Raw genomic sequence first — 21,497 nt, forward strand, 5'->3', positions numbered from 1 at the left:
TGGTTCTACTCCGATTGGTTGGCAGTAACGGGATCACCCACCCGAATAATGCCCGGTGATTCATGAATGGCGTTCTGGCCGAAGATGACGCCCTCCTGGGTTCTGCGATAGCCGGAGAGCGTCCTCAGGGGCTGCAGGGCAGCATCCTTCTGGCCCGTGGAAGGATCCACGGTGGTCATTACACAGCGCGAACAGGGCTTTACGATGCTGAGATGGTTGTCGCCAACGCTCAGGCTCTGCCACATATCTTCATCCCAGGCCCCTGCCCCCTCAACCACAATGTTGGGGCGGAATCTGCGCATCTCCACGGGCGCCTCAAGCCGGGTATTCAGCTCTGCCAGGGAGGCGGTATTGGTCACCAGAAAGGGGAACCCGTCGGCGAAACCCACCCGGCGGTAGTCGTTGACCCGGCCTGCATCAACGCGGCGAAAAGAGCTGTCCGGCATAAAAACCAGGCGAACAGGCTTACCGCAGAAACGGCTCAGGGCAGCATTCGCCTCGGGCAACCCCGCCAGGGCCTTGACCCAGTCTCTCCAGACCAGAACCCGAACCTCTTCATCTGAGACACTCAGGACAAACTCGCCCTCATCGGGAATGCTGATCGCGACCCGGTCACCTTCCAGACGGGTTCCGACACGGGCAAGTTCCGGGTGCTCCCTCTGGGTAACAAACCGGCGGTCGTCATCCACGATCATCCATCGACGATCCCCAACCGGCCCGAAATCATCGGTATTAAAACTGGTCACTTCAATTCCAGACAGGGATTTGACGGGGTACACGAACAGCGAATGGACCTTCATGGCGGGCAGCCTCCCAAAGAATCAGGATACGCAACAGGCTGCTGAGTATACCTGACCACACACCCTGGCGCCGAGTTTGGAGATGCCCGAAAACGAAAAAACCCGGACCTTTTCAGGACCGGGTTTTCTGAATCTGGAGCGGGAAACGAGATTCGAACTCGCGACCCCAACCTTGGCAAGGTTGTGCTCTACCAACTGAGCTATTCCCGCAATGCTGATCGGCTGTTACCGACAACGGAGGCGTATTCTACGGATCCCGACGAAGCCGTCAACCACTTTTTTGCAGGTTTTTTCCAGCCAGTGTCTTGTTGTCACATTTCAGGAAACCGGAACTGTGCAGCCACTCCTGGTCTGGGTAGTACTTGAACACCAACTGCCCGCCTTTCAGGTTGTCCACCACACGCTTGACGATCTGGTTATCCACCGCCGGGCAACCATGACTGCGGCCTATACGTCCGTACTTGCTGACCCAGTCCTCATTCACATAATCGGCGCCATGAATAACGATGGCCCGCTGTCTGGCGAGATCGTTGATGCCCGGTTCCAGACCATCCAGTCTGAGTGAATATCCATGCCGACCGTAATAGGATTCCCGGGCCTGAAAAAGCCCGATACTGGACTGGTGGCTGCCCTCAGTATTGGAGAAGGCGGTGGATTCGAAATTCCCCGAATTCTTGCCGTGCGCAACCAGGTCCCGAAGCAGCAACTCCCCCTTTTCAAGGTCAAAGATCCACAGCCGTTCCTGGCTGGACGGCAGGGAGAAATCGATAACCGCGAGCCGCTCGGGCATCTCTACACCATTCGAGACAGCGCAGCGAGACGCACTGATGGCTGTCTTGAGAACTTCGGCATCAAGCTTTGGAGCGACTGTGCGCAGGCGGTCGACAAGCTGATCATCCAGCGAATCGCCAAGTGATGAGAGAGGAAGCGCTGCGCATACAGCCAGAAGTAAGCCGGCGGGCAAAAAACGCCGCATCTTTTGCATTATACGTCCCCGATAAAATGATTGCGGGTGGTAACCAAACGCCGCCACCCGGTCGAAAGTAAGTGTTGCGCATTTTATCAGGGAATTTTGCTAACCCCGTCAGAATGTACGTTTTTCATACAAAACTTTAAGAAACCACCGCGTACCTTTCTACCTTACTGGCCAAATCGGCGGCCGCCCTCAAGGTAAGCCTCTTCGTCTGCGGTCGATATCCTTCCCAGTGCCTTGTTTCGATGGGGAAAGCGACCGAACTGCTGAATAATGGCCCGGTGATCGCGGGCAGACTGAAGAAAGCTGCCCATAAAATCGGCGAGAATTCCCTGGGTCGAGCGCGCAAGCTGTTCGTAACATTCCACAGAGACGTCCTGATCGTCCCTGAGCTCGGAATGCTGCAGTGGCATGTAGAGGAAAGCCCTGTGGACCGGCGCAAGCATCATATCCTGCCCCTTCTGCATGGCTTCCCGACAGAGTTTCCGGGCCTGACGGTCCTGATCAAACGCCATGGCACTGCCGCGGAAGATGTTCCGGGAAAACTGATCCAGCAGGATGATTTCGGCGAGTGTCCCACCGGCCTCACGGCGCCAGTGGTCCAGACCCTGCTCAGACGCGAAAAGCACCATGGACAGGAAACGCCGGCGAATCTCCTGATCGAACTTGCGGTCTGACCGGAACCATTTGTTCCGATGGTCGCTGTCTGGCAACCCATTTTCGTCAAGTTCACCAAACCAGAAATCCAGAATCTCTTTCCAATCGAACATTCAGCGTCACCCTGTTACTTTAGAGACTGCCGGCCCTGACAATGGGCGGCACCCCGGATTTACGACAGGCCCTATCAAATTGACTACTCCAGGAGCGACAATGACGAGTCCCCGCATTATTCTGTTGGCACATGGAAGCAGTGACAAGCGCTGGTGTGAAACCTTTGAAAAGCTCGCCGAGCCAACCCTCAAGTCCGTGGACAACGCCCGGGTTGCCTACATGGAACTGGCGGAACCATCCATGGACACCGTCATCAGTGAAGCTGTTGCGGAAGGCGCCAGTGATTTTACGATCATCCCCCTGTTCCTGGCAGCCGGACGTCACTTGCGCAAGGACGTTCCCGCGATGATCGAAGAACTCGAAAAGGCACATGGCGCAACCATCAGCCTTGCGCCACCGATTGGAGAAAACCCTTTGCTGGGGCAGGCGATCCGGGATGTTGTTATGCTTCAACTGGAACAGACGCCAGCCTGAGCCGGGTATTTTGGAAACCGATCCGGCGGGTAGCGCGCAACAGGAGCAACAATTATGTCGAAAAGGATTCTGATTACCGGTGGTACCGGATTTATCGGCCATGTTCTGTGCCGTGAATTGCTGGCACGAAACTATGAACTCACAGTGTTCAGCCGGCAACCGGCAGAAGCGGTCAAGTCCAGTTGCGGTCGGGTCGAAGCAATTCGCGACCTGCAGCAGCTTCGCTCCCACCCTGGATACGATGCTGTAATCAACCTCGCAGGTGAAGGCATCGCCGACAAACGGTGGTCTGAAGCCCGCAAGCAGGAACTGCGGGACAGCCGGATAGGTGTAACCGAAACGCTGGTGGAGGTTATTCGCAGTTGGGAACGGGCACCGGAGGTGCTGGTCTCAGGGTCAGCTGTTGGCTTTTATGGGGATCAGGGGGCTACAACCGTAACCGAAGATACCAGCCCCAACGATGAATTTACCCATCGCCTTTGCCGCGACTGGGAAAACGCCGCCAAACCCCTCGCCGACGATGGCGTGAGGGTGTGCTTCTCCCGAACCGGTGTGGTGGCAGGCCCTGACGGAGGGTTCCTTGAACGGATGATTCTACCCTTCAAGCTGGGACTTGGCGGGCGTCTGGGAAGCGGCAAGCAGTTCATGCCCTGGGTACACCGCGACGACGTCGTTGGCGCCCTTATCTGGATGATGGAAAACCCGAGCGCCTCAGGCCCGTTCAATGTGGTGAGCCCTAACCCGGCAACCAACGCAGAGTTCACCCGAAGCCTGGGTAAGGTTTTGCACCGTCCCACGCTTTTTCCGGCGCCAGCGCCGGTACTCAAGATTGCGCTGGGAGAAATGGCGCGGCTTCTTCTGACTGGCCAGAAGGCGGTTCCGGAAAAGCTGATCAACCAGGGTTTCCAGTTCCGGTATCCCGATCTGGAGCCGGCACTGGCTCAATCCATTGCTCCCGGAGCATCCCGGTGACTTTTTTCAAAAAAGACGTTGACAGGGTTTCGAAGCTTTCTTAATATACGCGCCACCTCGACGAGGCAAGGTGTTGAAAACGTTGCGTCCCCTTCGTCTAGTGGCCTAGGACTCCGCCCTTTCACGGCGGCAACAGGGGTTCGAACCCCCTAGGGGACGCCAATTTTTCCGCGTTGAAATGTCAGGGAAACCGAAGTTTCCCAATGACATTGTCAGACCGGCTTTTGGCCTTGCTTCCCTTCTTTTCTGTCCTGGTGTCCGTGCTCCTTCTGATCTTTCATCACGAAGATGCCAACACCCACGAAAAAGCCAACCATCAGCAGTACAGTAGCAATACCCGCGATTACAACGGCGTCCATATACATGCTGTTTCCCCTTCCGGCAATTAACTTGATTAAACTCAGGTTACGCCCGGGCTGCCCGCAAGGTATTGATCCAGGTCAACGTATTTGTCAGACCAGCTGTACGCATAAATACTGAACCACAACACATTTCCTTCGATTTTTCCTGCATTTGCAAGGCATTTGAAAGAAACTGCTGCTATAGTCGGAAACAAAGGAAGTGTCCGATCTCCTAACCGGTCTGGGTGGCTGAAGTTCAAGACATGCCAAAACTGTCGACGCGTCTTCAACGTTTTCGCACAGGCTCGCCCCTGTCTTTCAGGCTGCTGGCCTGGATTCTTCTGTTCAGCTCCGCCTTTACACTGGTAGCCTCCGCGCTCCAGATCTACTCCGATTATCGAAAAGACCTCTCACAAATAGACAACCGCATGCAGGTGGTTGAAGCCGGCTATGCATCCAGTCTGGCCCGCAGTCTGTGGGCCCTGGACCAGAAACTGCTGCAAACCCAGATGGAAGGCATACTCAGTTTGCCCGATGTGGTTCATCTGCGGCTGAGGATCGAACCCGATTCCGAGCTGGTTATGGGAGAAATCCCGCGGGACGCCAAAACCACCTCCCACAGTTTCAATCTCGTTCATCAGGGCGATGAAATGTTCAAACTGGGTGAGCTGACGGTGACCGCAGACCTGGACCGGGTCTACGATGAGCTCAAGCGGAAGGTGGGGGTCATTCTCCTGACCCAGTTCCTGAAGACGTTCTTTGTATCGATCCTCATTATCTGGATATTCCAGCATTTCGTGGCACGCCATCTGACTACCATGGCGAATTACGCCCGGGACTTTTCGCTGAAAACCACCTCGAAGCCACTAACACTGGATAGGCCCAACACACCATCCAACCGGAACGACGAATTGGGTCGCGTCACGGACGCCATTAACCAGATGCGCGAGCGACTGAACGCGGATATGGAGCGCCAGCAAAAAGATGCGGCGGAAATCCGGAAGTTTTCCAAAGCCATTGAACAAAGCCCCTCCTCGGTCCTGATCTGCGACCGGCAGTGGCGCATCGAATTTGCCAACCAGAAATTTACCCAGTTAACCGGCTACGAGGCTGCTTCGATCATTGGCAAACACCCTGGCGCACTTGGGGACAATGATATTGAAAACCGTGAAAGCCGACACCTGTGGCAATCCATCCGCCTGCAGGTGCAGCGCGTCGGGGTCTGGCAGGGTGAAGTGAACAGCGTGCGCCGTAATGGTGAACGCTTCTGGGAGCAACTGATTGCCACCCCTATCAAGGACGAATCCGGCGGCACCACCGGTTACCTCATCCTGGGTGAAGACATCAGCATCCGCAAACGCTATGAACAGCAGCTCCTGCGCCAGGCCAACTACGACATCCTGACCGGGCTGCCCAACCGGATGCTGGCCCTGGACCGTCTGAAACTGGCACTGGCCCAGGCACGTCGGGAAAGTACCCTCGTGGGCGTGATGTTCCTCGATCTCGACAACTTCAAGCACATAAACGACACCCTCGGCCACGATGCCGGAGACAACCTGCTGATTGAAGCGGCCCGTCGAATTTCCAGCTGCCTCCGTGGCACCAGTACCGTTGCACGGCTGGGGGGCGATGAGTTCCTGGTCATCCTGCCGGGGCTGACCGGCCCGGAGGCTTCGTCGCAGGTGGCAGAGCGTATCCTGAAAACCTTCTCACCGCCCTACATACTCAATGGTCAGGAGGTTTTTGTAACCACGAGCATCGGCATCGCTATTTTCCCGACGGACTCTGACAACAGCGGCACGCTGCTGCAGCACGCCGATGCCGCCATGTACCAGGCCAAACACAAAGGCAAGAGTTCCTTCGCGCATTTTGCCCCGGAAATGACCGAGGTCTCCCACGAGCGCCTGAAGATGGAATCCAGCATGCGCAGGGCTCTGGAGCTGAAGGAATTCGAACTGTATTTCCAGCCGATCGTGAATACCGATTCCGGCACCCTTTGCTCGGTGGAGGCACTGCTGCGCTGGAACAACCCGGCCATGGGCATGGTGATGCCCGATCGATTTATTCCCCTGGCCGAGGAAACCGGCCTGATAACGCCCATCGGCGAGTGGGTTCTTGAGGAGGCTTGTCGGGCCGCCGTGGGATGGAAGCAGGCCGTCGGAAAAGACATTGGTATTTCCGTGAACGTGTCCCCACGCCAGTTCCGGGATCCCGGCTTTACCGAGGCCGTGATGCACGCCCTCTCTACCAGCGGTCTGGCACCGGAACAGCTGGAACTTGAAATTACCGAACGACTGATTCTGGACAACTCCATTGAAACCGCCGAAATCCTGCGCCAGCTCGACAAAGCCGGGATCCGGCTGTCAGTAGACGATTTTGGTACCGGCTACTCGGCCCTCAGCTATCTGAAGAGCTACCCGTTTGATACCCTGAAGATCGATAAATCGTTTGTTCAGGATGTCATGAAGGAACCTGAAGATGCTTCACTGGTGCGGGCCATTATCAACATGGCCCACAGCCTGGGCCTGCGGGTGATCGCTGAAGGAGTGGAAGAAGAGGCTCAGACCCACTTCCTGAAAAAGGAAGGTTGCGACTTCTCTCAGGGTTACTTCTACAGCCGCCCCCTGCCGGCACCGGATTTTGAAGCCTGGCTGGCCAGCAATCATCGGGTATAGATCGAAAACCGTTGGAACCTGACTCCCATGGAAGACACCGTACTTGTCGTGAACTGCGGCAGCTCATCCCTGAAACTCGCCTTATTCGATGACCAACACAGAAAGCTGGCATCCGCTCTCGCTGAGCGTCTCGGTCAAAACGACGCATTTGCTCGCGTTGAAGGCCAGGAAGGAACCATTCCTCTGGACCCGGGCGCCAACCATGATCAGGCGCTGACTGCACTGGTTACAGCATTCCGGGATCAGGGGCTGATGGCGTCCGCCCCGACGGCTGTTGGTCACCGGGTGGTTCATGGTGGCGAGACTTTCCGTGAAGCTGTACTGCTTGATGACGATGTCATCAATGCTATTGAGGACTGCGCTGGTCTTGCACCACTGCACAATCCGGTCAATCTGTCCGGTATTCGAGCAACCCTGGCCCAGTTTCCCGGGGTGCCCCAGACTGCCGTTTTCGACACCGCCTTTCACCAGACCCTGCCCAAAAGGGCATTCCTCTATGCGCTACCAGAGGCCTGGTATCGCGATTGGGGCGTCCGCCGTTATGGGTTCCACGGCACCAGTCATGCCTTCATGGCCGCCGAAACTGCCCGTTTGTTGGGAAAAACACCGGCAACCACCTCGGTCATCTCGGCGCACCTGGGCAATGGATGCAGCATTACGGCCATCCGGGACGGCATCAGTGTCGATACCAGCATGGGCCTTACGCCACTGGAGGGACTGGTAATGGGAACCCGCAGTGGGGATGTCGACCCTGGCCTGTTCGACTTTCTAAGCGGCAAAGGCTTCGCCGCCGATGAGGTTCACCGGATCCTGAACCAGGAAAGTGGCCTTCTCGGCCTGTCCGGCCAGACCAATGACATGCGCTCGCTCTGTGAACTCGCGGATCATGGCCATGAGCCATCACAAACCGCCATTGATGTTTTCTGCTTCCGGCTCGCCCGTTACATTGGGGCCATGATGGCGTCCCTTAGCCACCTCGACGCGCTGGTTTTCACTGGCGGCATTGGGGAAAACAGTGCCCGGATCAGAGCCGAAACCATCAACCATCTCAAGCTCATGGGGTTTGAGCTCAGTCCGGACCTCAACAACCATCATGGCGAGTTCAGCGACGGGCGGATCGAAAGCCCCGACTCCAGGTTTCCCGTGTTGGTGATCCCCACCAACGAGGAACTGGTTATTGCACGGGAAGCATCCCGGCTTGCCGGCTCGGTCGCCCCGGCCTGACCCACGCGCATCATCAGGAATACCACCATGGCAAAGAGTCTCTTTTTTGCACCGACATCCATAGATTCAGGGCTCACGTCAGTTTGCCTGGGTCTGCTGCGCGCCCTTGAACGGGTAGGCGTCAGCGTTGGCTTCTACAAACCCTTCTGCCAGGCGGTTCACCGCGCAGAATCCATGCACAACGCTGGCCAGGACTCGTCGGTGGCGTTTGTGAGGGCCAGCAGCCACCTGAACCCGCCAGACCCGATTGCCCTCAAGGAAGCGCAACAACTGCTCAACAGAGGCAAAGCCGACTACCTCCTCGAAACAGTCGTGGGTGAATACCAGAAGGTTGCCCGGGATGTGGATGTGGTGATCATCGAAGGCCTCGTCCCAGACCGCAGCGAAGCCTATATCGCCAGGCTGAACGTGGAAGTTGCCCGCAACCTCGGTTCCGAGGTAATCCTGGTGAGCACGCCCAAAGACCTGGACGCCAGGCAACTGGATGAAGAACTGGACTTCTCGTCGCGCCTGTTTGCCAGTCCCAGTGATCCGGACGTTATTGGCGTCATCCTGAACAAGGTTGGGGAGCCCGAGCAGTCGGGCCTTGAGCCTCGTTCCAACAACAACCACCCTGCCCCCGTCACTGTCGACTACCAGACCGAGTGCACGGTATTCAGCGAGGGCCGCTTTCACCTCTTAGCCGAGATTCCATGGCAGGCGGATTTGCTGGCCCCCAGGGTATCCGACATTGCCAGGGAACTCGGGTTACCGGTCCTCAATGAGGGGCAGATGCACGCCAGGCGGGTCCAGAAGGTATCGGTTTGCGCCCGTAGCATTCGGAACATGACGGAAACCCTCAGGCCTGGCACTCTTCTGGTCACGCCCGGAGATCGCGAAGACATCGTGGTGGCCACAGCTGTTGCCGCTCTCAACGGGGTTCCCCTCGCCGGCCTGATGCTGACCGGTGGCCTGATACCCGACCAGCGAGTGATCACCCTGTGCCACAGGGCCCTGGAAACAGGCCTTCCAGTTCTGGGGTCAGACGCCAATACCTATGAAACTGCTCATATGCTGGCCAACCTGTCGGCGGCCATCCCGATTGATGACCCCAACCGGATTGAAAAGGCGATGGAAGCGGTTGCAACCCGTATCGACACCAACTGGTTGCAACAGCATCTCAAGGTTGCCCGGCAGGACAGGCTTTCCCCTCCTGCCTTCCGATACCAGCTGTCCGAGCGGGCCCGGGCCGCGAATAAGCGCATCATATTGCCGGAGGGCAGCGAGCCAAGAACCGTACAGGCCGCCATCATCTGCCATCAACGCAGGTTGGCAAGGTGTGCCTTGATCGGGAATGCGGCAGAGATAAAACGGGTAGCGGATTCCCAGGATCTGGAACTGCCCGGGGATATCGAGATCATTGATCCAGGGGAGGTGCGACAACGCTACGTCGCTCCGATGGTAGAACTTCGCAAGCATAAAGGACTGACATCAGACATGGCGGAAGCCATGCTCGAAGACAACGCGGTTCTCGGTACCATGATGGTGGCTCTGGATGAAGCTGATGGACTGGTATCCGGTGCCATTCACACGACGGCGAATACGGTGCGCCCTGCCCTGCAACTGATCAAGACCCATGAGCATGCAAAGGTAGTCTCTTCCGTGTTCTTCATGTTGTTGCCGCAACAGGTGGTGGTCTACGGGGACTGCGCCATCAATCCAGACCCCAATGCCGAGGAACTGGCCGACATCGCCATCCAGAGTGCGGAGTCTGCGGAAGCCTTTGGTATTGAGCCGCTGGTCGCCATGATCAGTTACAGCACCGGAGAGTCCGGCAGCGGCCAGGATGTCGAGAAAGTCAGGGAGGCGACGAGGATCGCTCGCGAGCGCAGGCCGGATCTGCTGATAGACGGACCACTCCAATACGATGCAGCGGCCATCGAAAGCGTCGCAAGAAGCAAGGCGCCGGACAGCAAAGTTGCAGGCAAGGCAACGGTCTTCGTATTCCCGGATCTGAACACCGGAAATACCACTTACAAGGCGGTTCAGCGAAGTGCCAATGTGGTCAGTGTCGGGCCAATGCTTCAGGGCTTGCGCAAGCCGGTGAACGACCTTTCACGTGGGGCTCTGGTGGAGGATATCGTGTTTACGGTTGCATTGACCGCTGTGCAGGCCAAGCAGGTGGAAAGTGCGGGGCCGGATCAGGAATAAGTCCTGAGCCCGGCCACTCACTCAGCGCTTGAGGCTCTTCTGACGCTGTTTTTTCGGACGACGGCCCTTCTTCTCGTCGTTGTCCTTCTTGACCCTCTGACGCGGAGTTAGCCGATCCACTTTGCCGGCAAACGGATTTTCACCCGATTTGAACTCGAAGCGAATTGGTGAACCCGTTACCTTCAGAACCTTACGGAAGGTATTCTCAAGATACCGCTTGTATGCGCCCGGCAGGGAATCCACCTGGTTACCGTGAACCACAATCACAGGGGGGTTGGAACCGCCCTGGTGCGCGTAACGCAGCTTGATCCGGCGACCGTGCACCATGGGCGGCTGATGCTGGGCAATAGCATCCTGCAGAATCGCAGTCAGGCGGTTGGTTGGCCATTTCGCCATCGCGGACTCGTAGCAGGCTTGCACCGACTCATACATCACGCCGACGCCGGAGCCGTGAAGCGCCGAGATATAGTGCTTATCAGCGTAATCCAGAAAGTCCAGGCGACGCTGAACCTGTTCTTTCACCCGGGCGCGGTCTTCCGGGTCCATGCCGTCCCACTTGTTGACGGCAATGACTAGCGAGCGGCCGGCATCCAACACAAACCCGATCAGGTGAAGATCCTGATCAACCAGACCTTCCCGGGCATCAATAACCAGGATAACCACATGGGCGTCATCAATCGCCTGCAGCGTTTTTATGATGGAGAACTTCTCCACCACTTCGCTGACATTCTTTCTTCGACGGACACCGGCAGTATCAATCAACGTGTATTGGCTGCCTTGCCGCTCGTAGGGTATATAAACGCTGTCCCTGGTGGTTCCGGGCATGTCGTAAACCACAACACGGTCCTCACCGAGCATGCGGTTGACCAGTGTGGACTTACCCACGTTCGGCCGGCCAACCACGCCAATGCGGATGCCGGGGTAGCGATCTGCACGGTCCTCTTCCTCCCGCTCCTCTTCAGAGGGCAGCAGGATTTCAAGCATGGAGCGGATTCCGCGGTTGTGGGAGGCTGCGATCAGGAACGTGGATTCAAAGCCAAGACTGTAGAAATCCGACGCGGCGATGTCCGGATCTTGTCCATCGGTCTTGTTCACGACGAGATGCGCCTGCTTGCCCGAGCGGCGAAGACTGTCTGCAATCAGCTCATCGCCTGCAGTAAGGCCGGCCCTGCCGTCCACCAGGAATAGCACGATGTCGGCTTCTTCTACCGCCTGCATGGACTGCCGGGCCATTTCCAGGTCAAGGCCCTGCTCGTCACCGGTAAGGCCACCAGTGTCTATAACGATGAAACGCTGGCCCTCATAGCTACCCTCACCGTATTTGCGGTCTCGAGTAAGCCCCGGAAAGTCCGCAACCAGGGCATCCCTGGAACGGGTCATCTGATTAAATAATGTCGATTTGCCGACGTTAGGGCGTCCGACAAGGGCAATAACTGGGGTCATAATTGGGGATCAATCCTGCGGCTTAACCTGGAATACGGCCATCTTTCCGCTGTTGCCAAAAACCAGCAGGTTACCATTGGCAAGGCGCTGTGCCGGTACGCGGATACCCTCATCGTCGAACTCCAGCTGGCCAACCAGCTTGCCATCCTCACGGTCAATGACATGCAGGTAGCCTTCGAAATCGCCCACCACCAGATAGTCTTCATAAACCATTGGCTGGGTCAGCTGGCGCCAGGCAAGACGATCCTGGGTCCAGACTTCCCGACGATCCGAGCCTCTCAGGGCAACAATGTCGCCATTGGCCGAGGCCAGATAGATCTGACCGCCACCAATCATTGGCGAGTAGAGGCTGGACGCCTTCCGGCTCCAGATCTCCTGGCCCGTGCGAATATCAACGAGGGCAAGCTTACCCTGGTAGCCAACCACCATAACGGCGGTCTCAATAACCAGGGGTTGCCCAGTCACGTCAACCAGCCTTTCCAGCTCGGTACGCCCCTGAGGCTGGCCCACTTCGTACTGCCACATGGGCTGCCCCGAGGCTGCTGCCAGAGCGATCAGTTTGCCGCTGGCAAAGGATGCAATCACCACATCACCACCGACCAGAGGTGCAGCGGCGGCCCGCATCGAAAGGACCGGAACGGTTCCGTCATACTGCCATAGCTTCTCGCCATCAGCGGCGCTGAAGCCGAGAACCTTGCCATCAGTGGTCTGGGCAACAACGAGCGAGCCATTGGACTGGGGCGCTGACAGTACTTCCGTCGGCAGAGGCTGACGCCAGACCTCGGAGCCGTCCTCACGGGAAAGGGCTACCAGATCCGCGTTCTCGGTGGTCAGGTAAAGATACTGCCCATCACCGCCGAGACCAGAGAAGATGCGCTCCTCAAATTCTGATTCCCAGACAACCTTGCCGGAATCCGAGGCCACTGCGTAAAGCTCACCATCTGCCGATGCGGCGTAGATCAGATCACCGGTATTCAGGGGTGCCAGGTAGAGAAAATCACCATCATGACCGTCGCCCACGGACATGCTCCAGACTCTCTTGAATTCGGCAGACGCCTCAATCTCGGGAACCGGAAAAGGTTGTTCGAACGTATCGGTCGCGCTACAGCCGGAAAGTGCGGCCAGAAAAGCCAGCCCCAGGAGAAGTCCGCGTTTTGAGATGCTGTCGCGGAGAACCGGCATCAGGCATCCTCCCCGACACCGAGGTCTGCCAGTTTCAGCTCCAGAATACCGCTGCGACCTTGCTGGCTCTGCTCACGGGCAGCAAGATAGGCCTCACGTGCACCCTCCCGGTCGCCTTGCGCCAGCAGGATATCGCCACGTAGCTCGGAGTATATGGCATCAAACGCATCGGCATCACCGGCGCCCTCGATGGTGGCCAGAGCAGCCTCGTACTGGCCTGCGGAGAATTGGGCACGAGCCAGACGATTACGGACCACAAGCGCCAGTGCCTCATGCTCTCCGGTTTTTTCCAATGCCCACTTCAGGGAATCAATGGCGGCTTCGGCGTTACCCTCCTGCATCAACTGCTGACGGGCGAGGATCAGGTTACCGTAAACCGCATAGGCGCTATCCGTATAGTCCTCCCGCAGGGTCTGCGCTACGAAAGCGACGGTCTCGCCACTGGTTTCATCAGCCTGATCACTGAAGGCATTCAGCAGATTGGCAAACTGGTTGGCTGCCTCGGTGCGCTGCTGCGCCTGATGGTTCTGCCAGGCCTGCCAGCCAAAAACAATGGCCAGGGCTGCACCAATGCCGATCAGCAGAGAACTGCCGTTTTTCTTCCACCAGTCCTTGATCGCCTGGACCTGTTCTTCTTCGGTGCGCAACTCTGCCATGGGGACTCCTATCGTTGAATTTTTGCTTTTATATCAATATTTTTGGTCAGATTCAGCTGGCCAGCGACGTTGCCAGAATGTCGGCAAGTTCGTCCTGGGCAACTTCAGTCTGGGGCTCATCAGCTCGTAAGGGCTTCACCCCTGCGGTACCCTTGGCCACTTCGTTCTCACCCAGAATCACCGCATACCTGGCGCCACTCCGGTCAGCCTTTTTCATCTGGCTCTTGAAGCTACCGCCGCCACAATGGGAAACGATCACCCGGTCCGGCAATGCTGCGCGTAATTTTTCGGCCAGCACCAAAGCTGGCGCCAGCGACGCGTCACCCATCGCTGTCACATAAATATCGGCGTTACTGTTCACGTGCTCAGGAACCAGTTCCAGCGTTTCCAGCAGCAGGATAAGGCGCTCAAGGCCCATTGCAAAGCCCACTGCAAAGGTCGGCTTGCCACCCAGCTGTTCCACCAGGCCATCGTATCGACCACCTGCACACACCGTACCCTGGGCGCCGAGGCTGTCGGTAATCCACTCGAACACCGTCTTGCCGTAGTAATCGAGGCCCCGCACCAGCGCTGGATTCACTGAATAATTCACCCCTGCAGCCTCAAGAAGCGCCTTCAGGCGCTCGAAGTGCTCGCGGGATTCTTCGTCGAGATAGTCGTCAAGGCTGGGCGCGTTTTCGAGGATTTTCCGAGTGGAAGGATCCTTGCTATCCAGAATGCGCAGGGGGTTCGATTCGAGGCGACGCTGGCTATCGGCATCCAGGTCTGCCTTGAACTGACCGAGGTAATCCACGAGGGCGGACCGGTAAACCCGACGGGACTCCGACGTTCCGATGGAATTGATCTCAAGCCGGGTATGCTCGGCAAGCCCAAGCTCTTTCCAGAGCCTTGCCGTCAAGATGAGCAGTTCGGCATCAATGTCCGGACCGTTCATGCCAAAACATTCCACGCCAATCTGATGAAACTGGCGATAGCGGCCTTTTTGCGGACGTTCGTGCCGGAACATCGGGCCGGTGTACCAGAGACGGCGGGTCTGATTGAACAGAAGACCGTGCTCTTCGGCGGCCCGAACACAACCGGCGGTGCCCTCCGGGCGGAGGGTCAGACTGTCACCGTTGCGGTCTTCAAAGGTGTACATTTCCTTTTCGACGATGTCGGTCACTTCACCAATCGAACGCTTGAACAGATCGGTCTGTTCCACAATCGGCATGCGGATTTCCTGGTAGCCATACTGGGCCAGTACTCTGCGAACCGTGGATTCCACAAACTGCCAAACCGGCGTCTGCTCCGGCAGGATATCGTTCATCCCGCGAATTGCCTGAATCTTTGCCAATGTTAACCCTTAACTTTTTCTGGATGGTTATGCCGGGAACTGGAAACAATCAGTTGTCTGACCGGGCAATAATCGAATCTTCCTGTTCCTTGCGCCGTGCCACTTCCTCGCGAATCAGGCGCTCCAGATCATCCGTCAATGTCGCGTTGTCCAGCTTCTGGTTCGGCTTTCCCGCCATGTAGAAGAGGTTCTTGGGGCTCCCGCCGGTAAGTCCGAGATCCGCCACTTTCGCCTCACCCGGACCGTTTACGATGCACCCGATGATCGCCACATCCAGAGAATCGTTTACATCCTCCAGACGAGCTTCCAGATCATTCATGGTCTGGATGACATCGAAATTCTGCCGGGAACAGCTGGGACAGGCGATGAAGTTTATACCGCGACTGCGCAGGCGCAGGCTCTTCAGTATATCGAAGCCCACCTTGATTTCCTGCACGGGGTCCGCTGCAAGCGATACCCGGATGGTGTCACCGATGCCGTCCATCAACAGCATGCCAAGGCCAATGGAGGACTTCACGGTTCCGGATCTCAAACCACCGGCCTCGGTGATGCCAAGGTGCAGGGGCTGCTCAATCTGCTGGGCAATCTTACGGTAGGCATCGACCGTCATAAACACTTCCGACGCTTTCAGGCTAACCTTGAAATCCTGGAAGTCATGACGATCCAGGATATCGATGTGGCGCATGGCGGACTCCACCAGCGCGTCTGCCGTCGGCTCGCCATATTTGCGCTGGAGAGACTTCTCCAGCGAACCGGCGTTCACACCAATGCGAATGGGAATGTTGCCGTCCCGGGCCGCACTGATCACGGCACTGACGCGGTCATCGCGGCCGATATTGCCAGGATTGATCCGGAGACAGTCAACACCCAGTTCTGCTACCCGAAGAGCGATTTTGTAATCGAAGTGGATGTCGGCAACCAACGGCAGGGAAACCTGCTCCCGAATCTTCCCGAACGCCTCAGCGGCGTCCATGGACGGAACGGAAACACGCACTATGTCCGCACCTGCCTCCTGCAATGCCTTGATCTGGCCAACGGTGGCCTCTACGTCACAGGTTTCGGTGTTGGTCATGCTCTGCACCGCAATCGGCGCGTCACCACCCACAGGAACATTGCCCACCATGATCTGGCGGGATTTGCGTCTGATAATCGGGGAATCCTGTTTCATGTCTTACTGACCGATATGGAAAATTTGATCAAATTTCAGATTGTCAGGGTGAATTCTGACCGGTTGTTAACAACCCGGTAGCCACCGATATCCACTGGCTCGCCCTGGAAACGGATGGATTCAACCGCATCGACTGCGCCAATCACAACCCTCAAGGGCGTCGGCCCCTCGATATCAATCAGATCCCCGTTACGCTGGAGCGAATTCACCAGGCGGTTACCGGCTGCGTCACTGATCTGCACCCAACAATCGTCACTGAAGCGAATCTGGAGTCGACCGTTGTCCGAAGCATCCGACAGCCCATTCGGGTCTTCCAGAACCGGCTCGGGGGTCTGGACGACCGCAGGAATCTGATCGGTAACAGGCTCGGTTGCATCAGCCGCGCCATCGTCCGTAGCCAGTGTGTTTTCAGGCAACTGATTTTCACCAACGTCAGTTTCAGGCGCTTGAGCCTCAGTTTCTGTTTCAGACTGCTGCACGGTAGGCGCCTCCGCCTCCATAACTGCCGATTCCGACTCTTCAGCACTGGCAACAAGCACAGGTTCGGAGCGCTCTGGCTCGGCCAACGCAGCCGATTCCTCGGCTTCAGCAGGAGCAGGCTCCTCCGGCACTGATTCCGGTTCTGTCGTCGGCTCGGAAGGCGCCGGGCCCTGTGAAGGAGCCAGAAAGGTGAAAGCAAGGTATCCGGCAATGCCCAGCACCACCAGGAAAAACAGAGCCTTGGCAAGCTGACGTTTACGACGTCTGCGACGTTCGATGTCTACCAGCGGATTGGCTTCCTGCTCCTGTTCCCGCTGTTGCCGGATGGGTTCCAGTTCCTGGTCGAGGTCGGCAATCACTGCGTCTGCGTCCAGCCCAACCTGTTTTGCATAAGCCCTGACATACCCTTTCAGAAAGAGTTCACTGTCAATCTGGCTGTAATCTCCCGACTCGATCGCCTGGATTACCGAAGGACGCAAATGCTGCGCTGCTGCGACATCACCGGTACTCAGACCGGTTTTCTCCCGTGCCTTTTGAAGCTGCCGCCCTACGGGCTCCTTCATAGCTGGCTGTGAGTTTTCTTCAGTTGCCATTAGAAATCAGCACCTTATATTGTTGGTATTCGACTGACTCCGGAAATTTGTTTCTGAGTTGAAGCGCAAGGCTCGCCTCCTGGTTTTCATCACTGTAGAAGCGGGCAATGCGGATTCCGGTAAGAAGACTCTCCGGTGAGTGGACCAGACGCTGATTTCGCTGCATCAATGAAATCAGTCGCGAGTAATAGCGTGCCGCGTCGTCGTAGTCGCCAGTCTCTACGGACACCCGGGAGAGCGCCAGCAGGGAACGTGCATCGCCTCGTGTCAGCTCCACTGCGCGGCGATAGGATGTGGCCGCAGCTTCCAGTTCTCCGAGGCGCTCCTGGGTCATGCCCAGGTTAAAGAAAACCGAGCCGCGATCCTGATAACCGGTATCCCGGGACGCAGCACGGAATTGATCCCGCGCGTCTTCCATCCGGTTCTGGCCGAACAGGAAAGCTCCGTAATAAACCCGCGCCCGTGTGTACCCTGGATCCTCGGAAATAGCCTGTTTGAAATTACGCTCAGCCAGTTCTGGCTCACCCTCGGCGTTATAGACGAGCCCCATCGCAGCCCTGGCGCCGGGGTCATCTGAATCCAGTTTCAATGCCCTGTCGAGGTGATGGCGTGCACGTTCAAGATTGCCCTGCCCAATATAGGCCGTGGCAAGTTTCACATAGTTATCGAGCGCTTCCTGCTGATCTGCTTCCCGTGAAAACCGACTGTCGGTAGTGGTAACGCAACCTGTAACCAGCAGGGTCAGCAGCAGGGTGGCCAACACGAATGAACGTCGGTTTGCTGGTGGTGTTATCACGGGTGTCCCCTTCCTCGATTGGGCTGCAAGACGTATCTGGTTCAGGGATTCACCTGCTGAACCTGAATATACCGCTGACTCCGCCGGGTTCTGTCCTCGACCCGCCCGACCAGTTGCCCACAGGCGGCGTCAATGTCATCGCCCCGCGTGGTTCTGATGGTAGTGATGTAGCCAGCCTCGTTAAGAACGTTCTGGAACCGCCGCGTGGCATTCATACTCGGTCTCCGGAAATCGCTCTCCGGAAACGGATTGAAGGGAATCAGGTTGATCTTGCACGGAAGATCCCGCAACAGCACCGCCAGTTCCCGGGCGTGCTCGGGCTGATCGTTCATCCCCTCGATAACGGTGTACTCGATTGTAGCCTTACGCTTGTCTGGCAAACGGGCGAAATACCGCTTGGTGGCCGCAAGCAGCTCTGAGATCGGGTACTTTTTATTCAACGGAACCAGTTTGTTACGCAGTTCATCATTCGGGGCATGCAGGGAAATGGCCAGTGAAACATCGGTAACTTCCGACAGGCGATCCAGCGCGGGCACCACGCCAGAGGTACTGAGGGTCACCCGGCGCTTGGAGATCCCGTACGCCAGATCCTCCATCATGAGGTTCATGGCGTCCACGACATTATCAAAATTGAGCAGGGGCTCGCCCATGCCCATCATGACCACGTTGGTAATCGGCCGATCGGGGCCCGGCTCAAAAGGCATGAAGGCCTTGCGCGCAACCCACACCTGACCAATGACTTCCGCCGCAGTCAGATTACGGTTAAAGCCCCGCTTGCCGGTGGAGCAGAAGGTGCAGTCCAGGCTGCAACCAATCTGTGAGGAAACGCAGAGTGTGCCGCGTTCGCCATCGGGAATCAGTACCGTCTCCACGCTGTTGCCGTTGTCCATGCGCATCACCCATTTGCGGGTGCCGTCTTTGGAGGTTTCGTCGTACACCACCTCAGGACCACGAATCTCGGCAACCTGCTTCAGCTTTTCCCGAAGCGCCTTGCTCATATTGGTCATTTGATCGAAGTCATCGGCGCCACGCTGATGGATCCACTGCAAAACCTGAGTGGCACGAAAACGCTTCTCTCCCAGGGACTCGAAGAAGGCCTCGAGCTTTGCTTTTGGCATTCCCAGGAGATTGGTTTTTTCAGCGGCCGCTGTCATTTCATAACCTCGATCAGATAATCAATTCGGAGGCGACCGGATGATCGCCCCCGATCAACGCAATCAACCCCTCGGGCAGATCTCGTTGTCATTGAAGAAGTAAGCGATTTCGCGCTCGGCAGAAGCCGCGGAATCAGAGCCGTGAACGGCGTTTGCGTCGATGGACGATGCGAAATCAGCGCGGATAGTGCCCGCCTCGGCTTCTTTCGGGTTGGTCGCGCCCATCAGGTCACGGTTTTTAAGGATCGCGCCTTCACCTTCCAGAACCTGCACAACCACCGGACCGGAGGTCATGAATGCAACCAGGTCGTTAAAGAACGGACGCTCTTTGTGCTCTGCGTAAAAGCCTTCTGCCTGCTCCTGGGTGAGGTGCATCATCTTGGCAGCAACGATGTTCAGCCCAGCTTTCTCGAAGCGGCTGTAAATTTCGCCGATCACGTTCTTTGCTACCGCGTCGGGCTTGATAATCGAGAGCGTGCGCTCAGTTGCCATGGTATTTCTCCAGTTTGTGGATGGTTAAAATTCTGGCCTGCGATTATACGCAGTCCGGGGCAAACTTCCTACCGCACTGCGCGGAGGCGACTAACAACATCAACTATTTGCGCGCTGGCAAACGCCACTTCCTCGTTCGTGGTGTAGCGGCCGATGGAAAAGCGCAGCGCACGATGGGCCTGCTGTTCACTCAACCCGATGCCACGAAGCACATATGAGGGCTCTACCGTGGCTGAAGCGCAGGCCGAACCGGAGGATACCGCCAGATCCCGAAGGCCGAGCATGAGGGACTCCGCATCGACGCCTTCAAAGGAAAGATTCATTATGCCCGGGACGCGCCGGGATTCACTGCCGTTGAGAGTGACACCCTCGAGAGGCCGGAGCCCCGAAAGAAACGCCTCCCGCAGGGCTTCCAGCTTCTCCACTTCCTGTTCAAGCGCGGACTGGGCGATCTCGAACGCCTTTCCCATTCCGACAATCTGATGGGTGGGGAGCGTTCCGGAGCGCATTCCTCGCTCATGGCCACCACCATGAATCTGCGCCTCAATACGAACATCTGGCGACCGCCTGACGTACAGGGCGCCGACGCCCTTCGGGCCATAAACCTTGTGGCCGGAAAGCGCCAGCAGATCCACCGGCATGGAGCCAACATCAATTGCCATCTTGCCGGCGGCCTGGGCGGCGTCTACGTGAAAAAGAATGCCTCTCTGGCGCAATTCGGCACCAATGGCGGCAATATCATTGATTGTTCCAAGCTCGTTGTTCACCAACATCAGGCTGACGAGCACGGTATTTTCCTTGAGCGCGTCCAACACCTGATCAAAACCGATGGTTCCGTCGGCTGCCGGCTCCAGCCAGGTGACTTCAGTACCCTGATGCTCCAGCCACTTGCAGGTATCAACAACCGCTTTGTGCTCGATCCTGGAGGTAACGATATGAGCGCCCTGCCGGCCGGCAACCGCCCCTTTGATGGCGAGGTTGTCTGATTCCGTTGCCCCCGAGGTCCAGACAATCTCCCGCGGATCAGCGTGAACGAGACTGGCGACCTTCTTGCGTGCAGCTTCCACTGCGGCTTCTGCCTGCCAACCATAGGCGTGGGTGCGGGATGCCGGATTACCGAATACACCATCCAGCGTGAGGTATTTCATCATTTCATCAGCAACGGCTGGATCAACGGGCGTGGTGGCCGCGTAGTCCATATAAACGGGCTTTTTCATGGATTCCGGAAACTTGTTGGTGTCAGGCCGGCGCCTGATCGGACAGGCGTTCGGTATTGATGGTTTCAGAGCCACTGTCGGACTGGCGGCGATTTTGCCGGTCCGCAACCTGGCGAATTTCATGCTTCCTCATCAGATCTCCGAGACTGATCTCGCTGAGAAACTGATGAATCTGATCACTGAGATCAGACCAGAGGTGGTGAGTCAGACATTTCTCGCCATTCTGGCAATCGCCTTTGTTGCCGCACCGGGTGGTATCCAGCGATTCGCTGACGGCATCAACAACTTCGGCAATGTAGAGATCAGCCGCAGGACGACTGAGCCTGTATCCACCACCGGGACCGCGAATACTGACAACCAGTTTCTGGCGGCGGAGACGGGAGAAAAGCTGCTCCAGGTAGGACAGTGAGATTTCCTGACGCGCCGATATATCGGCCAGACTCACCGGCCCCTGGTCTCCATGCAGAGCCAGATCCAGCATTGCCGTAACGGCATAGCGGCCTTTGGTGGTCAACTTCATAGCGTCAGCCCCATGGCGGGATTGAATCTCAAAAATGCAGAAC

At 57.1% G+C, this 21,497-nt stretch carries 20 protein-coding genes and 2 tRNA genes; 6 read left to right on the forward strand and 16 right to left on the reverse strand.

Going from position 1 to position 21,497, the window contains the following annotated elements:
• Positions 1-5 precede the first annotated feature (5 nt).
• The 4 genes from AC13DD_RS18360 to AC13DD_RS18375 all read right to left on the reverse strand — a co-directional run bounded on the left by AC13DD_RS18360 (position 6) and on the right by AC13DD_RS18375 (position 2,543).
• On the reverse strand, positions 6-800 hold the full coding sequence (locus AC13DD_RS18360) for an MOSC domain-containing protein (protein WP_053115027.1): 795 nt from the start codon (positions 798-800) through the stop codon (positions 6-8).
• Positions 801-934: 134 nt separating this feature from the next.
• Positions 935-1,010 (reverse strand) — tRNA-Gly (locus AC13DD_RS18365).
• A gap of 58 nt (positions 1,011-1,068) precedes the next feature.
• Entirely contained in the window at positions 1,069-1,785 is a 717-nt protein-coding gene (locus AC13DD_RS18370; protein WP_053115026.1) for a murein L,D-transpeptidase catalytic domain family protein, read from the reverse strand.
• 155 nt (positions 1,786-1,940) lie between these two features.
• Positions 1,941-2,543: a DUF924 family protein gene (locus tag AC13DD_RS18375; RefSeq protein WP_053115025.1), complete on the reverse strand. Its 603-nt coding sequence runs from the start codon at positions 2,541-2,543 to the stop codon at positions 1,941-1,943.
• A 100-nt stretch (positions 2,544-2,643) separates the two neighbouring features.
• Between AC13DD_RS18375 and AC13DD_RS18380 the strand changes: the two genes are divergently transcribed.
• From AC13DD_RS18380 to AC13DD_RS18390, 3 genes are all read left to right on the forward strand, one after another.
• Positions 2,644-3,018 (forward strand): sirohydrochlorin chelatase, encoded by a 375-nt coding sequence (locus AC13DD_RS18380; protein WP_053115024.1) that lies wholly within the window; start codon positions 2,644-2,646, stop codon positions 3,016-3,018.
• Between the two features lie 54 nt (positions 3,019-3,072).
• A complete protein-coding gene (locus tag AC13DD_RS18385; RefSeq protein WP_053115023.1) occupies positions 3,073-3,990 on the forward strand; it encodes a TIGR01777 family oxidoreductase in 918 nt (305 codons plus the stop codon).
• 86 nt (positions 3,991-4,076) lie between these two features.
• Positions 4,077-4,152 (forward strand) — tRNA-Glu (locus AC13DD_RS18390).
• Positions 4,153-4,202: 50 nt separating this feature from the next.
• Here AC13DD_RS18390 and ccoM read toward each other — a convergent pair.
• Positions 4,203-4,355 carry a cytochrome c oxidase subunit CcoM gene (gene ccoM, locus AC13DD_RS18395; RefSeq protein WP_175497402.1) on the reverse strand — a complete coding sequence of 51 codons (153 nt, stop codon included), beginning with the start codon at positions 4,353-4,355 and terminating at the stop codon, positions 4,203-4,205.
• A 239-nt stretch (positions 4,356-4,594) separates the two neighbouring features.
• Here ccoM and AC13DD_RS18400 point away from each other — a divergent pair, with 239 nt between their 5' ends.
• The 3 genes from AC13DD_RS18400 to pta are packed head-to-tail and all read left to right on the forward strand — an operon-like array spanning position 4,595 to position 10,420.
• Positions 4,595-7,006 carry a bifunctional diguanylate cyclase/phosphodiesterase gene (locus tag AC13DD_RS18400; protein WP_482931564.1) on the forward strand — a complete coding sequence of 804 codons (2,412 nt, stop codon included), beginning with the start codon at positions 4,595-4,597 and terminating at the stop codon, positions 7,004-7,006.
• Positions 7,007-7,033: 27 nt separating this feature from the next.
• Positions 7,034-8,230, forward strand: a complete 1,197-nt coding sequence (locus tag AC13DD_RS18405; protein ID WP_092032837.1) for an acetate/propionate family kinase — start codon at positions 7,034-7,036, stop codon at positions 8,228-8,230.
• Between the two features lie 27 nt (positions 8,231-8,257).
• Positions 8,258-10,420 (forward strand): phosphate acetyltransferase, encoded by a 2,163-nt coding sequence (gene pta / locus AC13DD_RS18410; protein ID WP_008174342.1) that lies wholly within the window; start codon positions 8,258-8,260, stop codon positions 10,418-10,420.
• A gap of 21 nt (positions 10,421-10,441) precedes the next feature.
• On the opposite strand, the gene der is transcribed toward pta, so the two are convergent.
• The 11 genes from der to iscR all read right to left on the reverse strand — a co-directional run bounded on the left by der (position 10,442) and on the right by iscR (position 21,454).
• Positions 10,442-11,863: a ribosome biogenesis GTPase Der gene (gene der, locus AC13DD_RS18415; protein WP_482931565.1), complete on the reverse strand. Its 1,422-nt coding sequence runs from the start codon at positions 11,861-11,863 to the stop codon at positions 10,442-10,444.
• Positions 11,864-11,872: 9 nt separating this feature from the next.
• Entirely contained in the window at positions 11,873-13,045 is a 1,173-nt protein-coding gene (bamB, locus tag AC13DD_RS18420) for an outer membrane protein assembly factor BamB (protein ID WP_482931566.1), read from the reverse strand.
• The gene (locus AC13DD_RS18425) at positions 13,045-13,701 is read right to left on the reverse strand and encodes a YfgM family protein (RefSeq protein ID WP_482931567.1); all 657 of its coding nucleotides are present in this window, start codon (positions 13,699-13,701) and stop codon (positions 13,045-13,047) included. The genes bamB and AC13DD_RS18425 overlap by 1 nt, the downstream gene beginning before the upstream one ends.
• Positions 13,702-13,753: 52 nt before the next feature.
• Positions 13,754-15,034: a histidine--tRNA ligase gene (hisS, locus tag AC13DD_RS18430; RefSeq protein WP_273044029.1), complete on the reverse strand. Its 1,281-nt coding sequence runs from the start codon at positions 15,032-15,034 to the stop codon at positions 13,754-13,756.
• Positions 15,035-15,083: 49 nt separating this feature from the next.
• The gene (gene ispG / locus AC13DD_RS18435; RefSeq protein ID WP_008174332.1) at positions 15,084-16,202 is read right to left on the reverse strand and encodes a flavodoxin-dependent (E)-4-hydroxy-3-methylbut-2-enyl-diphosphate synthase; all 1,119 of its coding nucleotides are present in this window, start codon (positions 16,200-16,202) and stop codon (positions 15,084-15,086) included.
• Between the two features lie 35 nt (positions 16,203-16,237).
• On the reverse strand, positions 16,238-17,275 hold the full coding sequence (locus tag AC13DD_RS18440) for a RodZ domain-containing protein (protein ID WP_008174331.1): 1,038 nt from the start codon (positions 17,273-17,275) through the stop codon (positions 16,238-16,240).
• Positions 17,265-18,038: a type IV pilus biogenesis/stability protein PilW gene (pilW, locus tag AC13DD_RS18445; RefSeq protein ID WP_008174329.1), complete on the reverse strand. Its 774-nt coding sequence runs from the start codon at positions 18,036-18,038 to the stop codon at positions 17,265-17,267. Before pilW ends, AC13DD_RS18440 begins: the two co-directional genes overlap by 11 nt.
• A gap of 74 nt (positions 18,039-18,112) precedes the next feature.
• The gene (gene rlmN / locus AC13DD_RS18450; protein WP_008174327.1) at positions 18,113-19,225 is read right to left on the reverse strand and encodes a dual-specificity RNA methyltransferase RlmN; all 1,113 of its coding nucleotides are present in this window, start codon (positions 19,223-19,225) and stop codon (positions 18,113-18,115) included.
• A 63-nt stretch (positions 19,226-19,288) separates the two neighbouring features.
• Positions 19,289-19,717: a nucleoside-diphosphate kinase gene (gene ndk, locus AC13DD_RS18455; RefSeq protein WP_008174325.1), complete on the reverse strand. Its 429-nt coding sequence runs from the start codon at positions 19,715-19,717 to the stop codon at positions 19,289-19,291.
• A 68-nt stretch (positions 19,718-19,785) separates the two neighbouring features.
• Positions 19,786-20,934, reverse strand: a complete 1,149-nt coding sequence (locus tag AC13DD_RS18460; protein ID WP_008174323.1) for an IscS subfamily cysteine desulfurase — start codon at positions 20,932-20,934, stop codon at positions 19,786-19,788.
• Positions 20,935-20,956: 22 nt separating this feature from the next.
• Entirely contained in the window at positions 20,957-21,454 is a 498-nt protein-coding gene (gene iscR / locus AC13DD_RS18465) for a Fe-S cluster assembly transcriptional regulator IscR (RefSeq protein WP_008174321.1), read from the reverse strand.
• Between the last annotated feature and the right edge of the window lie 43 nt (positions 21,455-21,497).

The sequence above is a fragment of the Marinobacter sp. L-13 genome (assembly GCF_056857715.1).